The organism is Burkholderia metallica, from assembly GCF_902832845.1.
Taxonomy (GTDB): domain Bacteria; phylum Pseudomonadota; class Gammaproteobacteria; order Burkholderiales; family Burkholderiaceae; genus Burkholderia; species Burkholderia metallica.
The window spans coordinates 89487-107374 of the sequence record NZ_CADFDB010000003.1 but is presented as its reverse complement, the minus strand read 5'-3'; the positions used below and the strand labels follow the sequence as shown (position 1 = coordinate 107374).

Here is a 17888-nt window from a genome sequence, read left to right as displayed (position 1 = left end):
TGCCGCGTACGATCGCGTGCGCGGCAACGGTTTGCATCAGTTCTCTTCTTCGAGCCAGCAGGTGTCGTGCTGCGCGAGCATCGCGCTCGCCGCGGCCGGCCCCCACGTGCCCGCCGCGTACGGCTTCGGCGGCTTCAGCGTGCGTGCCCATTCGTTCAGGATAGGCTCGACCCAGCGCCATGCGGCTTCCTGTTCGTCGCGGCGCACGAACAGCGCGAGGCGGCCGTTGATCACGTCGAGCAGCAGGCGCTGGTACGCCTCCATCTGCCCTTCCTTGAAGAACTGGTCGAACGCGAGGTCGAGGTGCACGCTCGCGAGGTTCATCCCTTCGCCGGGCTGCTTCGCAAGGCAATACAGGCGGATCGTCTCGTTCGGCTGCAGCCGGATCACGAGGCGGTTCGCGCCGGGGCGCAGCGCCGTGGGCCCGAGCGCCGAGTGCGGGACCGGGCGGAAATTGACGACGATCTCCGCGACACGGTCGGCCAGCCGCTTGCCGGTGCGCAGGAAGAACGGCACGCCGGCCCAGCGCCAGTTCTCGATCTCGACCTTCAGCGCGACGAAGGTTTCGGTCTGGCTGTCGGGCTTGACGCCCGGCTCGGTCGCGTAGGCCGGCACCTGCGCGCCCTTGATCACGCCCGCATGATACTGGCCGCGCACGGCCACCTTGCCGATGTCGCGCGGATCGACCGGCTTCAGCGCGCGCAGCACGCGCAGCTTCTCGTCGCGCACGGAGTCCGAATCCATCGAATGGGGCGGCTCCATCGCGACGATCGACAGCAGCTGCAGCAGGTGGTTCTGCACCATGTCGCGCAGCGCGCCCGTATTGTCGTAGAAATCGCCGCGCGCCTCGACGCCGAGCTCCTCAGCGATCGTGATCTGGATGCTCTCGACCCATTCGCGGCGCCACAGCGGCTCGAACAGCGCGTTGCCGAAGCGCAGCGCGAGCAGGTTCTGTACCGGCTCCTTGCCGAGATAGTGGTCGATCCGGTAGATCTGGTCTTCCGCGAAGATCTCGCCGACCGCGTCGTTGATCGCATTCGACGACTTCAGGTCGTAGCCGAGCGGCTTCTCGAGCACGATGCGCGCGCCGTCGTTCAGGCCGACCGACGCCAGCGCCTTGCAGATCGGCACGAACAGCGACGGACCCGTCGCGAGATAGAACACGCGGATGCCGGGCAGATGCGCGACCGCGTCGCGCAGCACGACGTAGTCTTCCGCGCGGCCGAGGTCGAGGTTCACGTATTCGATGCGCTCGAGGAATGACTTCCACGAGGCTTCGTCGAATGCGCTGCCGGCTGCCTTCGCCGCATGCGGTTTCACATGCGTGTCGACCCACTCGAGATAGTGGGCCCGATCCGATTCGTGTCGCGCGACGGCGACGATCCGGCCGCCTTCCGCGAGCATGTTGCCGCGGTGCGCTTCGAACAGCGCGGGCAGGATCTTGCGCATCGACAGATCGCCGGTGCCGCCGAAAAGTACGAAGGTAAAGCTGGAATCGGTATGCATGTGTCTCCGCCGTGTTGGGGGTGCTCGGAAGCGATCCGTAGTGCGATAAAAATATTTTTGACACTGAATTGTAGTTTAACTACAATCCGCCGCAAGGGGTAGCACCTGGGTGAAGAAAAAAAGAAGTGCGGTCGACGAACTGCGCGAGCTTCGCCTTCGGGAACGCCTTGTGCCGAATGTTATCGGACATTGACGGCGCGCATCGTCCGCGCGCCGTCGGCCCCGGGCTCGCGCCGCGTCATCGCGGCGGGCCAGAAACACAATGAGGAGACACGCCGTTGAATCTCGATTCACGCTTTCTGTAAGAGCCCGGCCGGTCATCGGCCCCGTACGCTGCATGCGTCCCGCGGCTCGATTTCCCCGTCGTTTATCAAGAAGCCGGTTCCCGGTGAGGGAACCTCACGAGTTGATTCAGTCTGGAGGAGATAAGTAATGAAAGTTCGCTCGATCATGGGTGCGCTCTGCGCGGCAGGTCTGATGGCTGGCGCCGTGGCGGCGCAGGCAGCCGAGAACGTAACGGTGCTGCACTGGTGGACCTCGGGCGGCGAATCGAAAGCCGTCGGCGTGCTGAAGGACGACTTGCAGAAGCAGGGCTACGTGTGGAAGGACTTCGCGGTCGCGGGCGGCGCCGGCGCCGCGGCGATGACCGCGCTGAAGACCAAGGTGATCAGCGGCGACGCACCGTCGGCCGCGCAGATCAAGGGCCCGCTGATCCAGGACTGGGCCGACCAGGGCGTGCTCGTCAACATCGATTCCGCCGCCGGCGACTGGAAGCAGAACCTGCCGCCGGAAATCGACAAGATCATCAAGTACAAGGGCCACACCGTCGCGGCGCCGTTCTCGGTGCACCGCGTGAACTGGCTGTACATCAACAAGGCCGCGCTCGACAAGGTCGGTGCGAAGGTGCCGACCACCTGGCCTGAATTCTTCGCCGTGGCCGACAAGCTGAAGGCCGCGGGCATCCAGCCGGTCGCGATGGGCGGCCAGCCGTGGCAGGACCTGACGCTGTGGGAAGACGTCGTGCTGTCGCAGGGCCCGGCGTTCTACAAGAAGGCGCTCGTCGATCTCGACCAGGCGACGCTGACGTCGCCGCAGATGCTGTCCGTGTTCGATACGGTGCGCAAGATCCAGGGCTACTTCGATACCGGCCGCAACGGCCGCGACTGGAACCTCGCGACCGCGATGGTGATCAACGGCAAGGCCGGCATGCAGTTCATGGGCGACTGGGCGAAGGGCGAGTTCGAGAACGCCGGCAAGAAGGCGGGCAAGGACTACATCTGCGCGCCGGTGCCGGGCACCGCGAATTCGTACACGTTCAACGTCGACTCGTTCGTGTTCTTCCAGCAGAAGGGCGAGAAGAACGCGACGCCGGGCCAGATCGCACTCGCGAAGACGATCATGACGCCGGACTTCCAGGAGCAGTTCAGCCTGCTGAAGGGTTCGGTGCCGGTGCGCCTCGGCGTGAAGATGGACAAGTTCGACGACTGCGCGAAGAAGTCGTACGCCGACGAGCAGACCGCGATCAAGTCGGGCGGCTTCGTGCCGTCGCTCGCGCACGGGATGGCGCAGAGCGACGCGACCGCCGGCGCGATCACCGACGTCGTGACGAAGTTCATGAACTCGCAGCAGGATTCGAAGAGCGCGGTCGCCGCGCTCGCGAAGGCCGCGAAGGTCAAGTAACGCGCGACAGGCGCCCGGCCGGAAACGCTTCATCGGCCGGGCGTTTTTGCATGTGCAGCAAACGGGCTCGCCCGCGAAGCCCGTGCCGTACCTGGCGCCGGCCCGGCCTGCGTCGCCCTCGTTCCAGGAGTCGAATCAAGTGGCTGCCCCTCTTAGCGGAAACGGATCCGGCGCTGCCGCCGCGCGGCGTACGTCGCCGATGTCGGCCTTCGCCGATCGCTGGATCCCGAAGCTCGTGCTCGCGCCGAGCGTCGCGATCGCCGTGGTGTTCATCTACGGCTTCATCCTGATTACCGGCTATCTGTCGCTGACCAATTCGCGGCTGTTGCCGAACTACGATTTCGACGGCTTCGGCCGTTACACGGACCTGTTCCAGAACGACGTGTGGTGGACCTCCGCCGCGAACCTCGGCTGGTTCGGGATTCCGTTCATCGCGATCTGCGTCGCGCTCGGGCTGTTCCTCGCGATCCTGCTCGACCAGCGGATCCGCAACGAAGGCGCGCTGCGCGCGATCTTCCTGTACCCGATGGCGCTGTCGTTCATCGTGACCGGCACCGCGTGGCAGTGGATCCTGAACCCGGGCCTCGGGCTCGAGAAAGTGATGCACGACTGGGGCTGGACGAGCTTCTCGTTCGGCTGGCTCGACGATCCGGACAAGGCGATCTTCTGCGTGGTGATCGCGGCCGTGTGGCAGTCGACCGGCTTCGTGATGGCGCTGTTCCTCGCGGGGCTGCGCGGCGTCGACGGCGAGATCTTCAAGGCCGCTCAGGTCGACGGCGCGACGTTGCCGACCATCTACCGCAAGATCGTGATTCCGAGCATGCGTCCGGTGTTCTTCTCGGTGCTGCTGATTCTCTGCCACATCACGATCAAGACCTTCGACCTCGTCGTCGCGCTGACGGCGGGCGGGCCGGGCACGTCGTCGTCGCTGCCGGCCATGTTCATGTACACGTTTTCGTTCAACCGCGGCCAGCTCGGGCTCGGCGCGGCGTCCTCGGTGATGATGCTCGCGACCGTGGTCGCGGTGCTGGTGCCGCTGATGTATATGGAATCGAGGAGCACCCGCAATGCAGCCTAAGATGACGATCGGCCGGGCAGTGATCTATGCGGCACTGATCCTGTTCGCGCTGTATTTCCTGTTCCCGATCTACGTGATGCTGTCGACGTCGTTCAAGGATCTCGACCAGCTGCGCACCGGCAACCTGCTGACGCCGCCCACCACGTGGACCGTCGACCCGTGGGTGAAGGCATGGAGCGGCGCGTGCACCGGCGTGCGCTGCGACGGCATGAAGCCGTTCTTCCTGAACTCGCTGCAGATGGTGATCCCGGCCGTGCTGATCTCGTCGCTGATCGGCGCGTTCAACGGCTACGTGCTCACGCACTGGCGCTTTCGCGGCGCGGACGCGCTGTTCACGATGATGCTGGTCGGCTGCTTCATTCCGTTCCAGGTGATCCTGCTGCCGATGGCGCGCCTGCAGGGGATGCTCGGCCTCGCGAACACGATTCCGGGCCTCGTGTTCGTGCACGTCGTGTACGGGATCGCGTTCACGACGATGTTCTTCCGCAACTTCTACGTGAGCGTGCCGGCGGAGCTCGTGAAGGCCGCGCGCATCGACGGCGCGGGCTTCTTCACGATCTTCACGAAGATCCTGCTGCCGGTGTCGCTGCCGATCTTCATGGTGTGCCTGATCTGGCAGTTCACGCAGATCTGGAACGACTTCCTGTTCGGGATCGTGTTCTCCGGCGTCGATTCGATGCCGATCACGGTGGCGCTGAACAACCTCGTCAACACGTCGACGGGCGTGAAGGAATACAACGTCGACATGGCCGGCGCGATCATCGCCGCGCTGCCCACGCTGCTCGTCTACATCGTCGCCGGCCGCTACTTCGTGCGCGGGCTGACGGCGGGCGCGGTGAAGGGGTAAGCGCGGCTTTAGCCGATACGACGAACCGGCCGCGCCTCGCGCGCGGCGCATCGAAACGAACCCGACGCGGCGCCGCAGTGCGCCGCGCGAGACGAGACAGAGGATTCACAGCATGGCAAGCCTTTCCATCCGTGACGTGTACAAGACCTACCCGAACGGGGTGCCGGTCCTGAAGGGTGTCGACATCGAGATCGAGGACGGACAGTTCCTGATCCTGGTCGGCGGGTCGGGCTGCGGGAAGTCGACGCTGCTCAATATGATCGCCGGGCTCGAAACCGTGACGAGCGGCGAGATCTGCATCGACGGCAAGGTCGTCAACGACCTGTCGCCGAAGGATCGCGACATCGCGATGGTGTTCCAGTCGTACGCGCTGTATCCGTCGATGACGGTGCGCGAGAACATCTCGTTCGGCCTGAACATCCGCAAGGTGCCGAAGAGCGAGCAGCAGCAGATCGTCGACCGCGTGTCGCAGATGCTGCAGATCCAGCACCTGCTCGACCGCAAGCCGGGCCAGCTGTCCGGCGGCCAGCGCCAGCGCGTCGCGATGGGCCGCGCGCTCGCGCGCGATCCGTCGCTGTTCCTGTTCGACGAACCGCTGTCGAACCTCGACGCGAAGCTGCGCATCGAGATGCGCGCGGAGATCAAGCTGCTGCACCAGCGCCTCGGCACGACGATCGTCTACGTGACGCACGACCAGATCGAGGCGATGACGCTCGGCGACCGGATCGCGGTGATGAAGGACGGCGTGGTCCAGCAGTTTGGCGCGCCGCAGGAGATCTACGATTCGCCGTCGAACCTGTTCGTCGCGGGCTTCATCGGAGCGCCGCCGATGAATTTCATCAACGGCAAACTGGTCGAGCAGGGCGGCGGGATCGCGCTCGAAATCGACACGGGCCTCGCACGCAGCGCGCTGAACCTGCCGTTCGACGCGGCGAAGCTGAAGTCGCACGTCGGCCGCGAGGTGATTCTCGGCCTGCGTCCGGAGCGCATCACCGACGCGCGCAACGCGCACAACGGCGAGGCGTCGAGCCTGCAGCCGATCGACGTGCGCGTCGACGTGACCGAGCCGACCGGGCCGGACACGCACGTGTTCGCGCAGGTGAACGGCAAGCGGATCGTGAGCCGCGTGCACCCGGCCGCGAATCCTCAGCCGGGGCAGACGCAGTCGCTGCTGTTCGACGTGTCGAAGGCGGTGCTGTTCGATCCGGCGTCGGAAGAGCGGATCGCGTGATGCCGCGTGCCGAATGAAGCGTAAAAGGGTCGTCTTCGGACGGCCCCTTTCCTTTGGGGGCGGCGGTCAGTGCGGCAACCGCACGTCGAACTTGAACGTCGCGAGCCGCGCGACGAGGATGAAGCCGGTCGCGAGCAGCACGCTGTACACCGAGTCGAACTGCAGCCACACGAGTAGCAGATAGAACCAGCAGCCGACGAACGCGCAGGTCGCGTACGGCCGCGAATCGCGCAGGATCAGCGGGATGTCGTTGCAAAGCACGTCGCGGACGATCCCGCCGACCACGCCGGTGATCACCCCCATCATCACCGCAATGAAGCGCGGCATCTCGGCATCGAGCGCGATCGCCGTGCCCGAGATGCTGAAGATCCCGAGCCCGATCGCGTCGGCGACCAGCAGCAACCGCTCGGCCGACAGCCGCGACAGCATCCGCAGCACGAACGGCGCGAAGAGGGCGAGCACGAAGATCGCGATCACGTAGTCGTCGTGCACGACCCAGTAGAACGGCCGGCGTTCGAGCAGGATGTCGCGCAGCGTGCCGCCGCCGAACGCGGTCGCGAGCGCGACGACGAACGTGCCGACCGAGTCGAGGCGGTTCTTGCGTGCTTCGATGAACCCCGAAATCGCGAATGCCAGCGTGGCGATCGCCTCCAGGACGGCGATCGCGAGCGTCAGCCTAGGATGCGGCACGCGGCCCCCGGTCGGCCGGCGCCGCGAACGGCTGCAGCAGCACCAGCACCGCGCCCGCGCCGCCGTCGTGGCCGCGCGCCTCGCAGAACGCGATCACTTCTTCCTTCTGCACGAGCCACGCGCGCACCTTGCCTTTCAGCACGGGCTCCTTGCCGATCGAGCCGAGGCCCTTGCCGTGGATCACGCGCAGGCAGCGCAGCCCCTTCTTGCCGGCCTCGCGGATGAATTCGGCGAGCGCGTCGCGCGCCTCGTCGCGCCGCATCCCGTGCAAATCGATCTGCGCCTGCACGATCCACGCGCCGCTGCGCAGCTTGCGCACGACGTCGCGGCTGATGCCGGGGCGGTGGTAATACAGCGAATCGTCGCTGTCGAGCAGCGTCTCGGGATCGAATTCGTCGGACAACGTCGCGTTCAGCACGGCTTCCTCGTCGCGCTGCGTCTGCTTCGGCACCGGGTCGGGCGGCATGCGGCCGGACGACGCACGCGGCGGCGCGTTCAGCGGCCGGATTGCGCCGATCTCGTTGCGGAACAGGTTCGCGTCGGCTTCCGCCTTGCGCTCGGCCTTGGCCGTTTCGATGCGCGCGCGTTCGCGGCGGTCGGCTTCGCCTTGCAGCGACTTGCGCAATGCGCCGAGGCCCGCGAGCCCCTGGCCGCGCAACGCGGCCGGATCGGGCGCGGGCGGCGGGGCCGCCGGCGCGGGGTTCGCGGGACGGGCGGCGATCTGCCGCTTCGCGGGATCGCTCGGATGGGGCTGGTTCTTCGCCATGATTCGGTAAGCAGGGCAGGCGCGTTCGGGCGCGCGGGCAAAAAAAAGCCGCTGCGCGGCGGCAGCGGCTCGTCCGGCCAGGCCTGCTTCGCGGCAGCGGACGCCATTGTAGCGCCCGTCGCCGCAAGGCCCGCGGCTTACTTCTTGTCGTGCAGGCTTTCGAGGTAGCGCTGCGCGTCGAGCGCGGCCATGCAGCCCGTGCCGGCGCTGGTGATCGCCTGGCGGTACACGTTGTCCTGCACGTCGCCCGCGGCGAACACGCCGGCGACGCTCGTCGACGTCGCGTTGCCGTGCAGCCCGCTCTTCGTCAGGATGTAGCCGTCCTTCATCTCGAGCTGGCCCTGGAACAGGTCGGTGTTCGGCTTGTGACCGATCGCGACGAACACGCCCTGCACGCTGAGGTCTTCCGTCGCGCCGGTCTTCACGTTCTTGATGCGCAGGCCCGTGACGCCCGAATCCTCGCCCGTCACTTCGTCGAGCACGTGATCCCACTTGATCACGACCGCGCCTTCCTTTTCCTTCTCCAGCAGACGGTCGATCAGGATCGGCTCCGCGCGGAACTTGTCGCGGCGGTGGATCACCGTGACCTTCTTCGCGATGCCGGTCAGGTAGAGCGCTTCCTCGACGGCCGTGTTGCCGCCGCCGATCACCGCCACTTCCTGGCCGCGATAGAAGAAGCCGTCGCAGGTCGCGCAGGCCGACACGCCCTTGCCCATGAACGCTTCCTCGGACGGCAGGCCGAGATACTGCGCGGACGCGCCGGTCGCGATGATCAGCGAATCGCACGTGTATTCGCCCGAGTCGCCGATCAGGCGGATCGGCTTCTCGTGCAGCTTCGCGGTGTGGATGTGGTCGAACACGATTTCGGTGTTGAAGCGCTCGGCGTGCTCGAGGAAGCGCGCCATCAGCTCCGGACCCTGCACGCCTTTCGCGTCGGCCGGCCAGTTTTCGACGTCGGTCGTGGTCATCAGCTGGCCGCCCTGCGCGATGCCGGTGATCAGCACCGGGGACAGGTTGGCGCGTGCCGCGTAGACGGCAGCCGTGTAGCCGGCGGGGCCGGAACCGAGAATCAGGACTTTGGCGTGTTTGGGCGTGGACATGTGCGAATCCGTAAAAGGCGGCCGGCGGGCGGGGTAGGGCTCGCCGTACGATCCGGGGTGACCGGGATGCCGTCATAGATGGGTATCAGACGCGCATTATAAAGGCCCCGTTGCTGCGCTGCCGAACGAGAGTTTCAATCGTCGCGATAGTCTCTCCCGGCGAAACGGCCGCGCACGCGGGGCGGGGCATGACGCCGGCTCGGGGGCGGCGCGGCAGCGGCGTCCGACGGCCGGCCACCAGCCCGACGCGGCCGATGCGGAGCATTTCCGCCGGACCAGCAGCACCCCGACCCCGTTATGTAACCGTCATTTACACTTGGCGGCCCGGTGCAGCGTTTACAATAAGCGGGATCGAACGACAGGCGGGCGCACGGCCCGTCCTCTTTATACGGATTCATGGCAAAAGCTCCTTATTCCGCCCAGGCACAGGCGTTGCCGCACCGGATGTCGAAGCTCCTCACGGAGATCCGCTGGATTCTCCAGGTCGCGCTCTGCGCCTTTCTGGTGATGGCCCTGCTGAGCTACAGCCGGCGCGATCCGAGCTGGACGCACGCCGCCCAGGTGGACCACATCTCGAACTGGGCCGGCCGCGTCGGCGCCTGGACGGCCGACATCATCCTGCTGCTGTTCGGCCTGTCGGCCTACTGGCTGATCGTGCCGCTCGCGCGGCGCATTGCCGTCAATTACCGCCGCATCACGCGCCACGAGGCGGTCGCGGACGAACCCGAGCGGCCGATCGGCTGGCTCACCGAAATCCTCGCGTTCGTGCTCGTCGTGCTGGCGTGCGACGGCATCGAGGCGCTGCGCATGTGGTCGCTGAAGGTGCAACTGCCGCGTGCGCCGGGCGGCGTCGTCGGCGAGGCCGTCGCGGGAGCGATGTCGCACGCGTTCGGTTTCACCGGCGGCACGCTGCTGCTGCTGATCGCGCTCGCGATCGGCCTGTCGCTGTATTTCCGCTTCTCGTGGCTGTCGGTCGCCGAGCGCGTCGGCGGCGCGATCCTGTCCGCCGTGAACGTCGCGAAGCTGCGCCGCGAGGCCGAGCGCGACCGCAAGCTCGGCGAGGCCGCGGCCGTACGCCGCGAAGGCAAGGTCGAGGAGGAGCGCGTGCGCATCGAGGATCACGAGCCCGTGACGATCGTGCCGCCGGTCGTCACGCCGGCGAAGTCCGAGCGCGTCGAGCGCGAGCGCCAGGTGCCGCTCTTCACCGACCTGCCGGGCGATTCGACGCTGCCGCCGGTGTCGCTGCTCGACCCCGCGCCGAAGGCGCAGGAGTCGATTTCCGCCGATACGCTCGAATTCACGTCGCGTCTGATCGAGAAGAAGCTGAAGGACTTCGGCGTCGAGGCGAGCGTCGTCGCCGCGTATCCGGGCCCGGTCGTCACGCGCTACGAGATCGAGCCGGCCACCGGCGTGAAGGGCAGCCAGATCGTCAATCTGGCGAAGGATCTCGCGCGCTCGCTGTCGCTCGTGTCGATCCGCGTCGTCGAGACGATTCCCGGCAAGAACTACATGGCGCTCGAGCTGCCGAACCAGCGCCGCCAGACGGTGCACCTGTCCGAGATCATCGGCTCCGAAGTCTATGCGGCCGCGTCGTCGGCGCTGACGCTGAGTCTCGGCAAGGACATCGGCGGCAAGCCGGTGTGCGCGGATCTCGCGAAGATGCCGCACCTGCTCGTCGCCGGCACCACCGGCTCGGGCAAGTCGGTCGGGATCAACGCGATGATCCTGTCGCTGCTGTACAAGGCGACCGCCGAGCAGGTGCGCCTGATCCTGATCGACCCGAAGATGCTCGAAATGAGCGTCTACGAGGGCATTCCGCACCTGCTGTGCCCGGTCGTCACCGACATGCGCCAGGCCGGCCATGCACTGAACTGGACGGTCGCGGAGATGGAGCGCCGCTACAAGCTGATGAGCAAGCTCGGCGTGCGCAACCTGGCGGGCTACAACAACAAGATCGACGAGGCGGCGAAGCGCGAGGAAAAGCTGCCGAATCCGTTCAGCCTGACGCCGGAAGATCCGGAGCCGCTCGGTCGCCTGCCGAACATCGTCGTCGTCATCGACGAGCTGGCCGACCTGATGATGGTCGTCGGCAAGAAGGTCGAGGAACTGATTGCGCGGATCGCGCAGAAGGCGCGCGCGGCCGGCATCCACCTGATCCTGGCCACGCAGCGTCCGTCGGTCGACGTGATCACGGGTCTGATCAAGGCGAACGTGCCGACGCGGATCGCGTTCCAGGTGTCGTCGAAGATCGACTCGCGCACGATTCTCGACCAGATGGGCGCCGAATCGCTGCTCGGGATGGGCGACATGCTGTACCTGCCGCCCGGTAGCGGGTTGCCCGTGCGCGTGCACGGCGCGTTCGTCGGCGACGACGAAGTGCATCGCGTCGTCGAGAAGCTCAAGGAGCAGGGCGAGCCGAACTACGTCGAGGGTCTGCTCGAAGGCGGCACCGCCGACGGCGACGAGGGCTCGGCCGGCGCGGGAACCGGCGAAGGCGGCGGCGAGTCTGATCCGCTGTACGACCAGGCGGTCGAGATCGTCATCAAGAACCGCCGTGCGTCGATCTCGCTCGTGCAGCGCCATCTGCGGATCGGCTACAACCGCGCGGCGCGTTTGCTCGAGCAGATGGAGCAGTCGGGGCTCGTATCGGCGATGTCGTCGAGCGGCAACCGCGAAATTCTTGTGCCGGCGCGCGACGCGGAATGAGTCCGCGGCGCCCGCAGCGCCGGCCATCCAAGGAGAAAACCGCAATATGCAGCAACATTCGTTCGCATTGTCCCTTCGTTCGACGCGACGCTGGCTCGGCGCGGCGCTCGCCGGCGCGTCGCTGATGCTCGCGGCCACGCACGCGTTCGCGGGCGGCACCGAGCAGCTGAAGGCTTTCGTGTCGCAGGTGCGTTCGGCGAAGGGCGACTTCACGCAACAGATCGTCAAGGCGCCGGCGAAGGGCGCGAGTGCTGCGCAGGCCGCGCCGAAGCCCACCGACAATTCGAGCGGCACGTTCGTGTTCGCGCGCCCGGGCAAGTTCATCTGGACGTACCAGAAGCCGTACCAGCAGGTGCTGCAGGCCGACGGCGACAAGCTTTACGTGTACGACCGCGACCTGAACCAGGTCACCGAGCGCAAGCTGAACGGCGCGCTGGGCGCGAGCCCCGCCGCGATCCTGTTCGGCAGCAACGATCTCGACAAGAGCTACACGCTGCGCGATGCCGGCGAGAAGGGCGGCATCGAGTGGCTCGAGATGCTGCCGAAGGCGCAGGACACGCAGTTCCAGCGGATCGGCATCGGCTTCAAGAATGGCACGCTCGCCGCGATGGAGCTGCACGACGTGTTCGGCAACGTCACGCTGCTGACCTTTACGAACATCCAGACGAATCCGCCGCTGAAGGGCGATACGTTCAAGTTCGTGGTGCCGAAGGGCGCCGACGTGATTACCGGCTGACCGGCGCCGCGCGCCGCTTTTCCGCAACGGGCCTGCCGGCGACGGCAGGCCCGTGTTGTTTCGGGGCGCGTGCAACAGGCGCGGGCACCGGGCGCGTGCAACAGGCGCGGGCACCGGGCGCGTGCAACAGGCGCGGGCACCGGGCACGTGCACCAGGCGCGGCGACGGCGTCGTGCGGCTGTCATAATGACGGGTCCGGCGGCCGGTTCGGCCGCCATCGTTTGATGTGGAGCGAGGGTTCATGTCCGACCTGTTTCAAGTCGAGCCGCGCCGCCCGCTCGCCGAGGCGCTGCGGCCGAAGACGCTCGCCGAGGTGATCGGCCAGACGCATTTGCTGGGCGAAGGCAAGCCGCTGCGGCTCGCGTTCGAATCGGGCAAGCCGCATTCGATGATTCTTTGGGGGCCGCCCGGTGTCGGCAAGACGACGCTCGCACGGCTCACCGCACTCGCGTTCGACTGCGAGTTCATCGCGCTGTCCGCGGTGCTCGGCGGCGTGAAGGACATCCGCGAGTCGATGGAGCAGGCGAAGGACACGCTGAACCGCACCGGCCGCCACACGATCCTGTTCGTCGACGAGATCCACCGCTTCAACAAGGGGCAGCAGGACGCGTTGCTGCCGTTCGTCGAGTCGGGGCTCGTGACCTTCATCGGCGCGACGACCGAGAACCCGAGCTTCGAGGTCAACTCGGCGTTGCTGTCGCGTGCGCAGGTGTACGTGCTGAAGTCGCTGAACGACGACGAGATGCGCCAGTTGCTCAAGCGCGCGCAGGACATCGCGCTCGACGGCCTTGCGTTCGACGACAAGGCGATCGATACGCTGGTCGGCTATGCGGACGGCGATGCGCGCCGTTTCCTGAACCTGCTCGAGCAGGCGCAGACGGCGGCCGCGTCGGCCGGCGTCGCGACGATCGATGCCGACTTTGTCAGCAGCGCGATGACGCTGAACGCACGGCGCTTCGACAAGGGCGGCGACAACTTCTACGACCAGATCTCGGCGCTGCACAAGTCGGTGCGCGGCTCGAGCCCGGACGGCGCGCTGTACTGGTTCTGCCGGATGATCGACGGGGGCGCCGATCCGAAGTATCTCGCGCGGCGGATCGTGCGGATGGCATGGGAAGACATCGGCCTCGCCGATCCGCGCGCGCTGCAGATGGCGAACGATGCGGCCGAGACGTATGAGCGGCTCGGCTCGCCGGAAGGCGAGCTCGCACTCGGGCAGGCGGTGATCTATCTCGCGTGCGCGGCGAAGAGCAACGCGGGCTACAACGCGTTCAACCAGGCGATGGCGTTCGTGAAGCAGGACAAGTCGCGCGAGGTACCCGTGCATCTGCGCAACGCGCCGACCAAGCTGATGAAGGAACTCGGCTACGGCCACGCCTACCGTTACGCGCACGACGAGCCGAATGCGTATGCGGCCGGCGAGACGTACCTGCCGGACGGGATGCGCGAACCGCACTGGTACAAGCCGGTGCCGCGCGGGCTCGAATCGAAGATCGCCGACAAGCTCGCGTGGCTGCGCGAACTCGATCGCGAAGCCGGCAAGAAGGACTGACGAGTCGACGGTCGGCGCGGCCCGCGCCGGTGCCGTCGCGAACGCATCAGCGCTTGCGTGCCGGCTGCTTCTTCCAGTAGCCGAACGGCTCCTGATGGCACTCGATGTCGAGCTCGGTTACGCGGGCGTGCAGGCTCTGCTGCGCATCGGCGATCGCGAGGTTGTAGATCGCGGGCGCGATCTCCTCGACGAAGAAGTGCAGCAGCGCGCCAGCCTGGATATTGCCGATCGGCTCGTCCATGTTTTCCGTGAAATAGCGTTGCAGCGACGCGATCGCGCGATCGCGTACGTCCTTGTCCAGTTCGATGGCCATCGGATTCCTTGGGGGGGTGTGGCGGGCGGCAGGTGCGCCGTTCGATGCGCTGCTGCGCGCACGCACGGGTGTTTTGCGATCCGCGGCGCTTCGATGCCGCGCGACTCGACGGTGCCGAAGGGCGAACCGGCAATGCGATACTGCCACGGCCGTTGCACCGCGGTCATCGCCCATTTGCAGCATAGTCCGTCCGGCCAGTGCCGTGGCGGCCGCGCGGTGCGTTAGAATTCCCGTCTTACACAACGATTCTCCAAGTCCTCCCATGCTCGACATCCAGTTGCTGCGCAAAGACCTCGACGGCGTCGCCCAGCGCCTCGCCGATCGCGGCTACACCCTCGACATCGCCGCGTTCTCCGCCCTCGAAGCGGAACGCCGCGCGATCCAGACCCGCACCGAAGAGCTCCAGGCGCGCCGCAACAGCCTGTCGAAGCAGATCGGCGCGATGAAGGGCAAGGGCGAGGACACGTCGGCCGTGATGGCCGAGGTCGGCGGGATCGGCGACGAAATGAAGGCGTCGGAAGCCAAGCTTGGCGACATCCAGGCGCGCCTGTCCGACTTGCTGCTGGGCATGCCGAACATCGCGCACGAAAGCGTGCCGGTCGGCAAGGACGAAGCCGACAACGTCGAGGTGCGCCGCTGGGGCACGCCGCGCGCGTTCGACTTCGAGGTGAAGGATCACGTCGACGTCGGCACGCCGCTCGGTCTCGATTTCGAGACCGGCGCGAAGCTCGCCGGCGCGCGCTTCACGATGCTGCGCGGTTCGATTGCCCGTCTGCACCGTGCGCTCGCGCAGTTCATGATCGACACGCACACGCAGCAGCACGGCTACACCGAGGCGTATACGCCGTACATCGTGAACCCCGAGATCCTGTACGGTACGGGCCAGCTGCCGAAGTTCGCGGACGACATGTTCCGCGTCGAGAAAGGTGGCGAGGAGAACAAGGTCACGCAATACCTGATTTCCACGTCGGAAATCTCGCTGACGAACACCGTGCGCGAATCGATTGTCGACGGAGCCGCGCTGCCGATCAAGCTCACCGCGCATTCCCCGTGCTTCCGCTCGGAAGCCGGTTCGTACGGCCGCGACACGCGCGGGATGATTCGCCAGCACCAGTTCGACAAGGTCGAAATGGTGCAGGTCGTCGCGCCGGAAACGTCGTACGCGGCGCTCGACGAGATGGTCGGCCATGCGGAAGCGATTCTGCAGAAGCTCGGCCTGCCGTATCGCGTGATCACGCTGTGCACGGGCGACATGGGCTTCTCGGCCGCGAAGACGTTCGACCTCGAAGTGTGGCTGCCTGCGCAGAACACCTATCGCGAGATCTCGAGCTGCTCGAACACCGAGGCGTTCCAGGCGCGACGGATGCAGGCGCGTTTCCGCAACGCGCAGGGCAAACCCGAGCTCGTGCATACGCTGAACGGTTCGGGTCTCGCGGTCGGCCGCACGCTCGTCGCGGTGCTGGAGAACTACCAGAACGCGGACGGCTCGGTCACGGTGCCGGAAGTGCTGCGTCCGTACATGGGCGGCATCGAGCGCATCGACGCGCCGGTGCAGGCGTCGTAAGCTCGCGTGCCTGCGGGCGCCTGCAGACCTCGCAAAAAATTTGCAAAAAGGGGCTTGCAGGCATCGAAGAGATCGTTCTATAATCTTTTCTTTCGCGGAAACGACCAAACGCGAAATGCAGTAAAGCAGCAAGGAAGGAGAGGTGGCAGAGTGGTCGAATGTACCTGACTCGAAATCAGGCGTACGGTTTCCCCGTACCGTGGGTTCGAATCCCACCCTCTCCGCCAAAATACGAAGCCCCTTGATCCGGAAGGATCAAGGGGTTTTTCGTTTTGGGTCTGCGGCGCGACGTGTCGCAGGCCGTTGCAGCGGCAACGGCTCGTGAAGCCGAGCTACGAGATTCCCCTCGCATTCGCCGTCGCTGCCTGCCGATGTTCTGTGGCGCGCTATACGGTATCCCTACTCCCGACCGTTCGATCGATACATTCGCCGCCGTCGCGCGGGCTCACGCCTGCCGCGACCCGTCTGCCGCGATCACGCAGCAGCCGGATATTGCGCGAGCACCCGGGCGCGGATCGAAGGCTTGATGTTCGATTGCGCCATGTCGCCTCCGTAGTGCGCGACGACGCGCGGGTTCATCACGCGATACCAGAGCGGCGGCACGTACGCGAACAGGATCATCGTCGCGTAGCCGGCCGGCAGTTGCGGCGAATCGTCGAAGTGGCGCAGCGCCTGGTACGAGCGCGTCGGATTCGCGTGATGGTCGGCGTGCCGCTGCAACTGGTACAGGAACAGGTTGGTGACGACGTGATTGCTGTTCCACGAATGCTGCGGCGTGCAGCGTTCGTAGCGGCCGCTCGGCAGCTTGCGGCGGCCGAGCCCGTAGTGCTCGACGTAGTTCACCACTTCGAGCAGCGACGCGCCGTAGACGGCCTGGATCACGAGGAACGGGATCACGACCTTGCCGGCCATCGCGATCGCGATGCCCCACACGACGACGGTCATCGCCCACGCGTGCAGCACCTCGTTGCGCCAGGTCCACGGCGAATGCCCGAGCCGTTCGAGGCGGGCCTTCTCGAGCCGCCACGCCGAGCGGATGCTGCCGGTCACGGTGCGCGGCAGGAACGCCCAGAACGATTCGCCATAGCGTGCGCTCGCCGGATCCTCGGCCGTCGCGACGCGGACGTGATGGCCGCGGTTGTGTTCGACGTAGAAGTGGCCATAGGCGACCGGCGCGAGCGTGATCTTCGCGAGCCAGCGCTCGAAGCGGTTGGTCTTGTGCCCGAGTTCGTGCGCGGTATTGATCGAGATGCCCGTCGCGGCGCCGAGCGACAGCGCGAAGCCCACGTAGTCGTACCACGCGAGCGCATGCGTGCCGACGATCCGTACGCACATGAAGAACGCGACGTATTCGACGAACGTCGCGAGATAGACGATCAGCCGGTAATAGCGCTCCCGTTCGAGATGCGGCACGACGGCCTCGGGCGGATTGTCGCGATCGTCGCCGATCAGCGTGTCGAGGATCGGAATTACGCCGAACGCGAACAGCGGGCCGAACCACCAGAATACGTGCAGGCCCGTCGACAGCGCGAGCTGCGCGGCAAGGATCGGCAGCGTGATCGTCAACGCGCCGAGCAGCCACAGGTAACGCTTGCCATCCGACCAGCCCGAAGCCGGTCCGTCGGTCATTGCCATTGTCTCCCTCCTGCCGGCCGGCCCGAAGGCGGCCGCCTGTACGGTTGTTCGAATTCTCGTTGGTCCGCGACGCACGTGCGGTTGCGCCGGATCGTCACCCGGTTCTGCCGTTATACGATCCACGCGCGCGCTTGCCAAACTCCGGCGCTAGGCGCGCGGCTCCAAACGGAAGGGGGCGTTCCGCGCAATCAGGGAAGGGCTCACGCACGCTGATTGAAACATGCGCGTAACGTCGAATCGGCTCTCGTGAACGACGGGTTGGTCAGACGAATATCGCGTCGTGACGGGTACGGGCTTCGGCGCCACGGGGCCGCAACAAATGTTGCGACGCAATATGGGAGATGTGACGGGTACCCATCCCGCTTGCGTTCGGGTTACCAATATTACGGAGCATTACGCCTTCTGTGTTGAATGGCGCAGCGTCGAACCGGCGACTGCCTGATGTCGCAAGGCGATCGGCGCGATGCGTCGAACGAAGCCGTTT

General features: G+C 66.2%; 14 protein-coding genes and 1 tRNA gene. 9 read left to right on the top strand and 6 right to left on the bottom strand.

From position 1 onward, the window contains the following. Nucleotides 1–36: 36 nt before the first annotated feature. Nucleotides 37–1506: a glucose-6-phosphate dehydrogenase gene (gene zwf / locus HWX08_RS10630; protein WP_069256019.1), complete on the bottom strand. Its 1470-nt coding sequence runs from the start codon at nt 1504–1506 to the stop codon at nt 37–39. A gap of 432 nt (nt 1507–1938) precedes the next feature. Here zwf and HWX08_RS10625 point away from each other — a divergent pair, with 432 nt between their 5' ends. From HWX08_RS10625 to HWX08_RS10610, 4 genes are all read left to right on the top strand, one after another. Further along, nucleotides 1939–3186: an ABC transporter substrate-binding protein gene (locus HWX08_RS10625; RefSeq protein WP_069256020.1), complete on the top strand. Its 1248-nt coding sequence runs from the start codon at nt 1939–1941 to the stop codon at nt 3184–3186. Between the two features lie 139 nt (nt 3187–3325). Beyond that, nucleotides 3326–4264, top strand: a complete 939-nt coding sequence (locus HWX08_RS10620) for a carbohydrate ABC transporter permease (RefSeq protein ID WP_069257954.1) — start codon at nt 3326–3328, stop codon at nt 4262–4264. Beyond that, nucleotides 4254–5111 (top strand): carbohydrate ABC transporter permease, encoded by an 858-nt coding sequence (locus tag HWX08_RS10615; RefSeq protein ID WP_069256021.1) that lies wholly within the window; start codon nt 4254–4256, stop codon nt 5109–5111. Before HWX08_RS10620 ends, HWX08_RS10615 begins: the two co-directional genes overlap by 11 nt. A gap of 112 nt (nt 5112–5223) precedes the next feature. Beyond that, nucleotides 5224–6342 (top strand): ABC transporter ATP-binding protein, encoded by a 1119-nt coding sequence (locus HWX08_RS10610; RefSeq protein WP_069256022.1) that lies wholly within the window; start codon nt 5224–5226, stop codon nt 6340–6342. A 66-nt stretch (nt 6343–6408) separates the two neighbouring features. On the opposite strand, the gene HWX08_RS10605 is transcribed toward HWX08_RS10610, so the two are convergent. From HWX08_RS10605 to trxB, 3 genes are all read right to left on the bottom strand, one after another. Then, complete coding sequence (locus HWX08_RS10605) at nt 6409–7032, bottom strand: trimeric intracellular cation channel family protein (RefSeq protein ID WP_039343458.1); 624 nt, start codon at nt 7030–7032, stop codon at nt 6409–6411. Continuing rightward, nucleotides 7019–7798: a Smr/MutS family protein gene (locus HWX08_RS10600; protein WP_069256023.1), complete on the bottom strand. Its 780-nt coding sequence runs from the start codon at nt 7796–7798 to the stop codon at nt 7019–7021. The genes HWX08_RS10605 and HWX08_RS10600 overlap by 14 nt, the downstream gene beginning before the upstream one ends. 137 nt (nt 7799–7935) lie before the next feature. Continuing rightward, nucleotides 7936–8898 (bottom strand): thioredoxin-disulfide reductase, encoded by a 963-nt coding sequence (gene trxB, locus HWX08_RS10595; RefSeq protein ID WP_069256024.1) that lies wholly within the window; start codon nt 8896–8898, stop codon nt 7936–7938. A gap of 396 nt (nt 8899–9294) precedes the next feature. Here trxB and HWX08_RS10590 point away from each other — a divergent pair, with 396 nt between their 5' ends. From HWX08_RS10590 to HWX08_RS10580, 3 genes are all read left to right on the top strand, one after another. Beyond that, nucleotides 9295–11604, top strand: a complete 2310-nt coding sequence (locus HWX08_RS10590) for a DNA translocase FtsK (RefSeq protein WP_174919509.1) — start codon at nt 9295–9297, stop codon at nt 11602–11604. A 46-nt stretch (nt 11605–11650) separates the two neighbouring features. After that, nucleotides 11651–12340 (top strand): outer membrane lipoprotein chaperone LolA, encoded by a 690-nt coding sequence (gene lolA / locus HWX08_RS10585; RefSeq protein ID WP_069256026.1) that lies wholly within the window; start codon nt 11651–11653, stop codon nt 12338–12340. A gap of 241 nt (nt 12341–12581) precedes the next feature. After that, nucleotides 12582–13892, top strand: a complete 1311-nt coding sequence (locus tag HWX08_RS10580) for a replication-associated recombination protein A (RefSeq protein ID WP_069256027.1) — start codon at nt 12582–12584, stop codon at nt 13890–13892. Between the two features lie 46 nt (nt 13893–13938). Here the strand turns inward: HWX08_RS10580 and HWX08_RS10575 are convergent, their stop codons facing one another. Continuing rightward, the gene (locus HWX08_RS10575) at nt 13939–14205 is read right to left on the bottom strand and encodes a DUF2164 domain-containing protein (RefSeq protein WP_011351259.1); all 267 of its coding nucleotides are present in this window, start codon (nt 14203–14205) and stop codon (nt 13939–13941) included. A 262-nt stretch (nt 14206–14467) separates the two neighbouring features. On the opposite strand from HWX08_RS10575, the gene serS reads away from it, so the two are divergent. Next, nucleotides 14468–15769 (top strand): serine--tRNA ligase, encoded by a 1302-nt coding sequence (serS, locus tag HWX08_RS10570; protein WP_174919508.1) that lies wholly within the window; start codon nt 14468–14470, stop codon nt 15767–15769. A gap of 136 nt (nt 15770–15905) precedes the next feature. Next, nucleotides 15906–15996, top strand: a tRNA-Ser gene (locus tag HWX08_RS10565). A 247-nt stretch (nt 15997–16243) separates the two neighbouring features. Here the strand turns inward: HWX08_RS10565 and HWX08_RS10560 are convergent. After that, nucleotides 16244–17404 (bottom strand): alkane 1-monooxygenase, encoded by a 1161-nt coding sequence (locus HWX08_RS10560; RefSeq protein ID WP_174919507.1) that lies wholly within the window; start codon nt 17402–17404, stop codon nt 16244–16246. Between the last annotated feature and the right edge of the window lie 484 nt (nt 17405–17888).

Excerpts from the sequence above, each read along its gene's own strand:
- zwf (WP_069256019.1), bottom strand. The coding sequence starts at position 1,506 with ATGCATACCGATTCCAGCTTTACCTTCGTACTTTTCGGCGGCACCGGC.
- HWX08_RS10625 (WP_069256020.1), top strand. The coding sequence starts at position 1,939 with ATGAAAGTTCGCTCGATCATGGGTGCGCTCTGCGCGGCAGGTCTGATG.
- HWX08_RS10615 (WP_069256021.1), top strand. The coding sequence starts at position 4,254 with ATGCAGCCTAAGATGACGATCGGCCGGGCAGTGATCTATGCGGCACTG.
- HWX08_RS10610 (WP_069256022.1), top strand. The coding sequence starts at position 5,224 with ATGGCAAGCCTTTCCATCCGTGACGTGTACAAGACCTACCCGAACGGG.
- HWX08_RS10600 (WP_069256023.1), bottom strand. The coding sequence starts at position 7,798 with ATGGCGAAGAACCAGCCCCATCCGAGCGATCCCGCGAAGCGGCAGATC.
- trxB (WP_069256024.1), bottom strand. The coding sequence starts at position 8,898 with ATGTCCACGCCCAAACACGCCAAAGTCCTGATTCTCGGTTCCGGCCCC.
- HWX08_RS10590 (WP_174919509.1), top strand. The coding sequence starts at position 9,295 with ATGGCAAAAGCTCCTTATTCCGCCCAGGCACAGGCGTTGCCGCACCGG.
- lolA (WP_069256026.1), top strand. The coding sequence starts at position 11,651 with ATGCAGCAACATTCGTTCGCATTGTCCCTTCGTTCGACGCGACGCTGG.
- HWX08_RS10580 (WP_069256027.1), top strand. The coding sequence starts at position 12,582 with ATGTCCGACCTGTTTCAAGTCGAGCCGCGCCGCCCGCTCGCCGAGGCG.
- HWX08_RS10575 (WP_011351259.1), bottom strand. The coding sequence starts at position 14,205 with ATGGCCATCGAACTGGACAAGGACGTACGCGATCGCGCGATCGCGTCG.
- serS (WP_174919508.1), top strand. The coding sequence starts at position 14,468 with ATGCTCGACATCCAGTTGCTGCGCAAAGACCTCGACGGCGTCGCCCAG.
- HWX08_RS10560 (WP_174919507.1), bottom strand. The coding sequence starts at position 17,404 with ATGGCAATGACCGACGGACCGGCTTCGGGCTGGTCGGATGGCAAGCGT.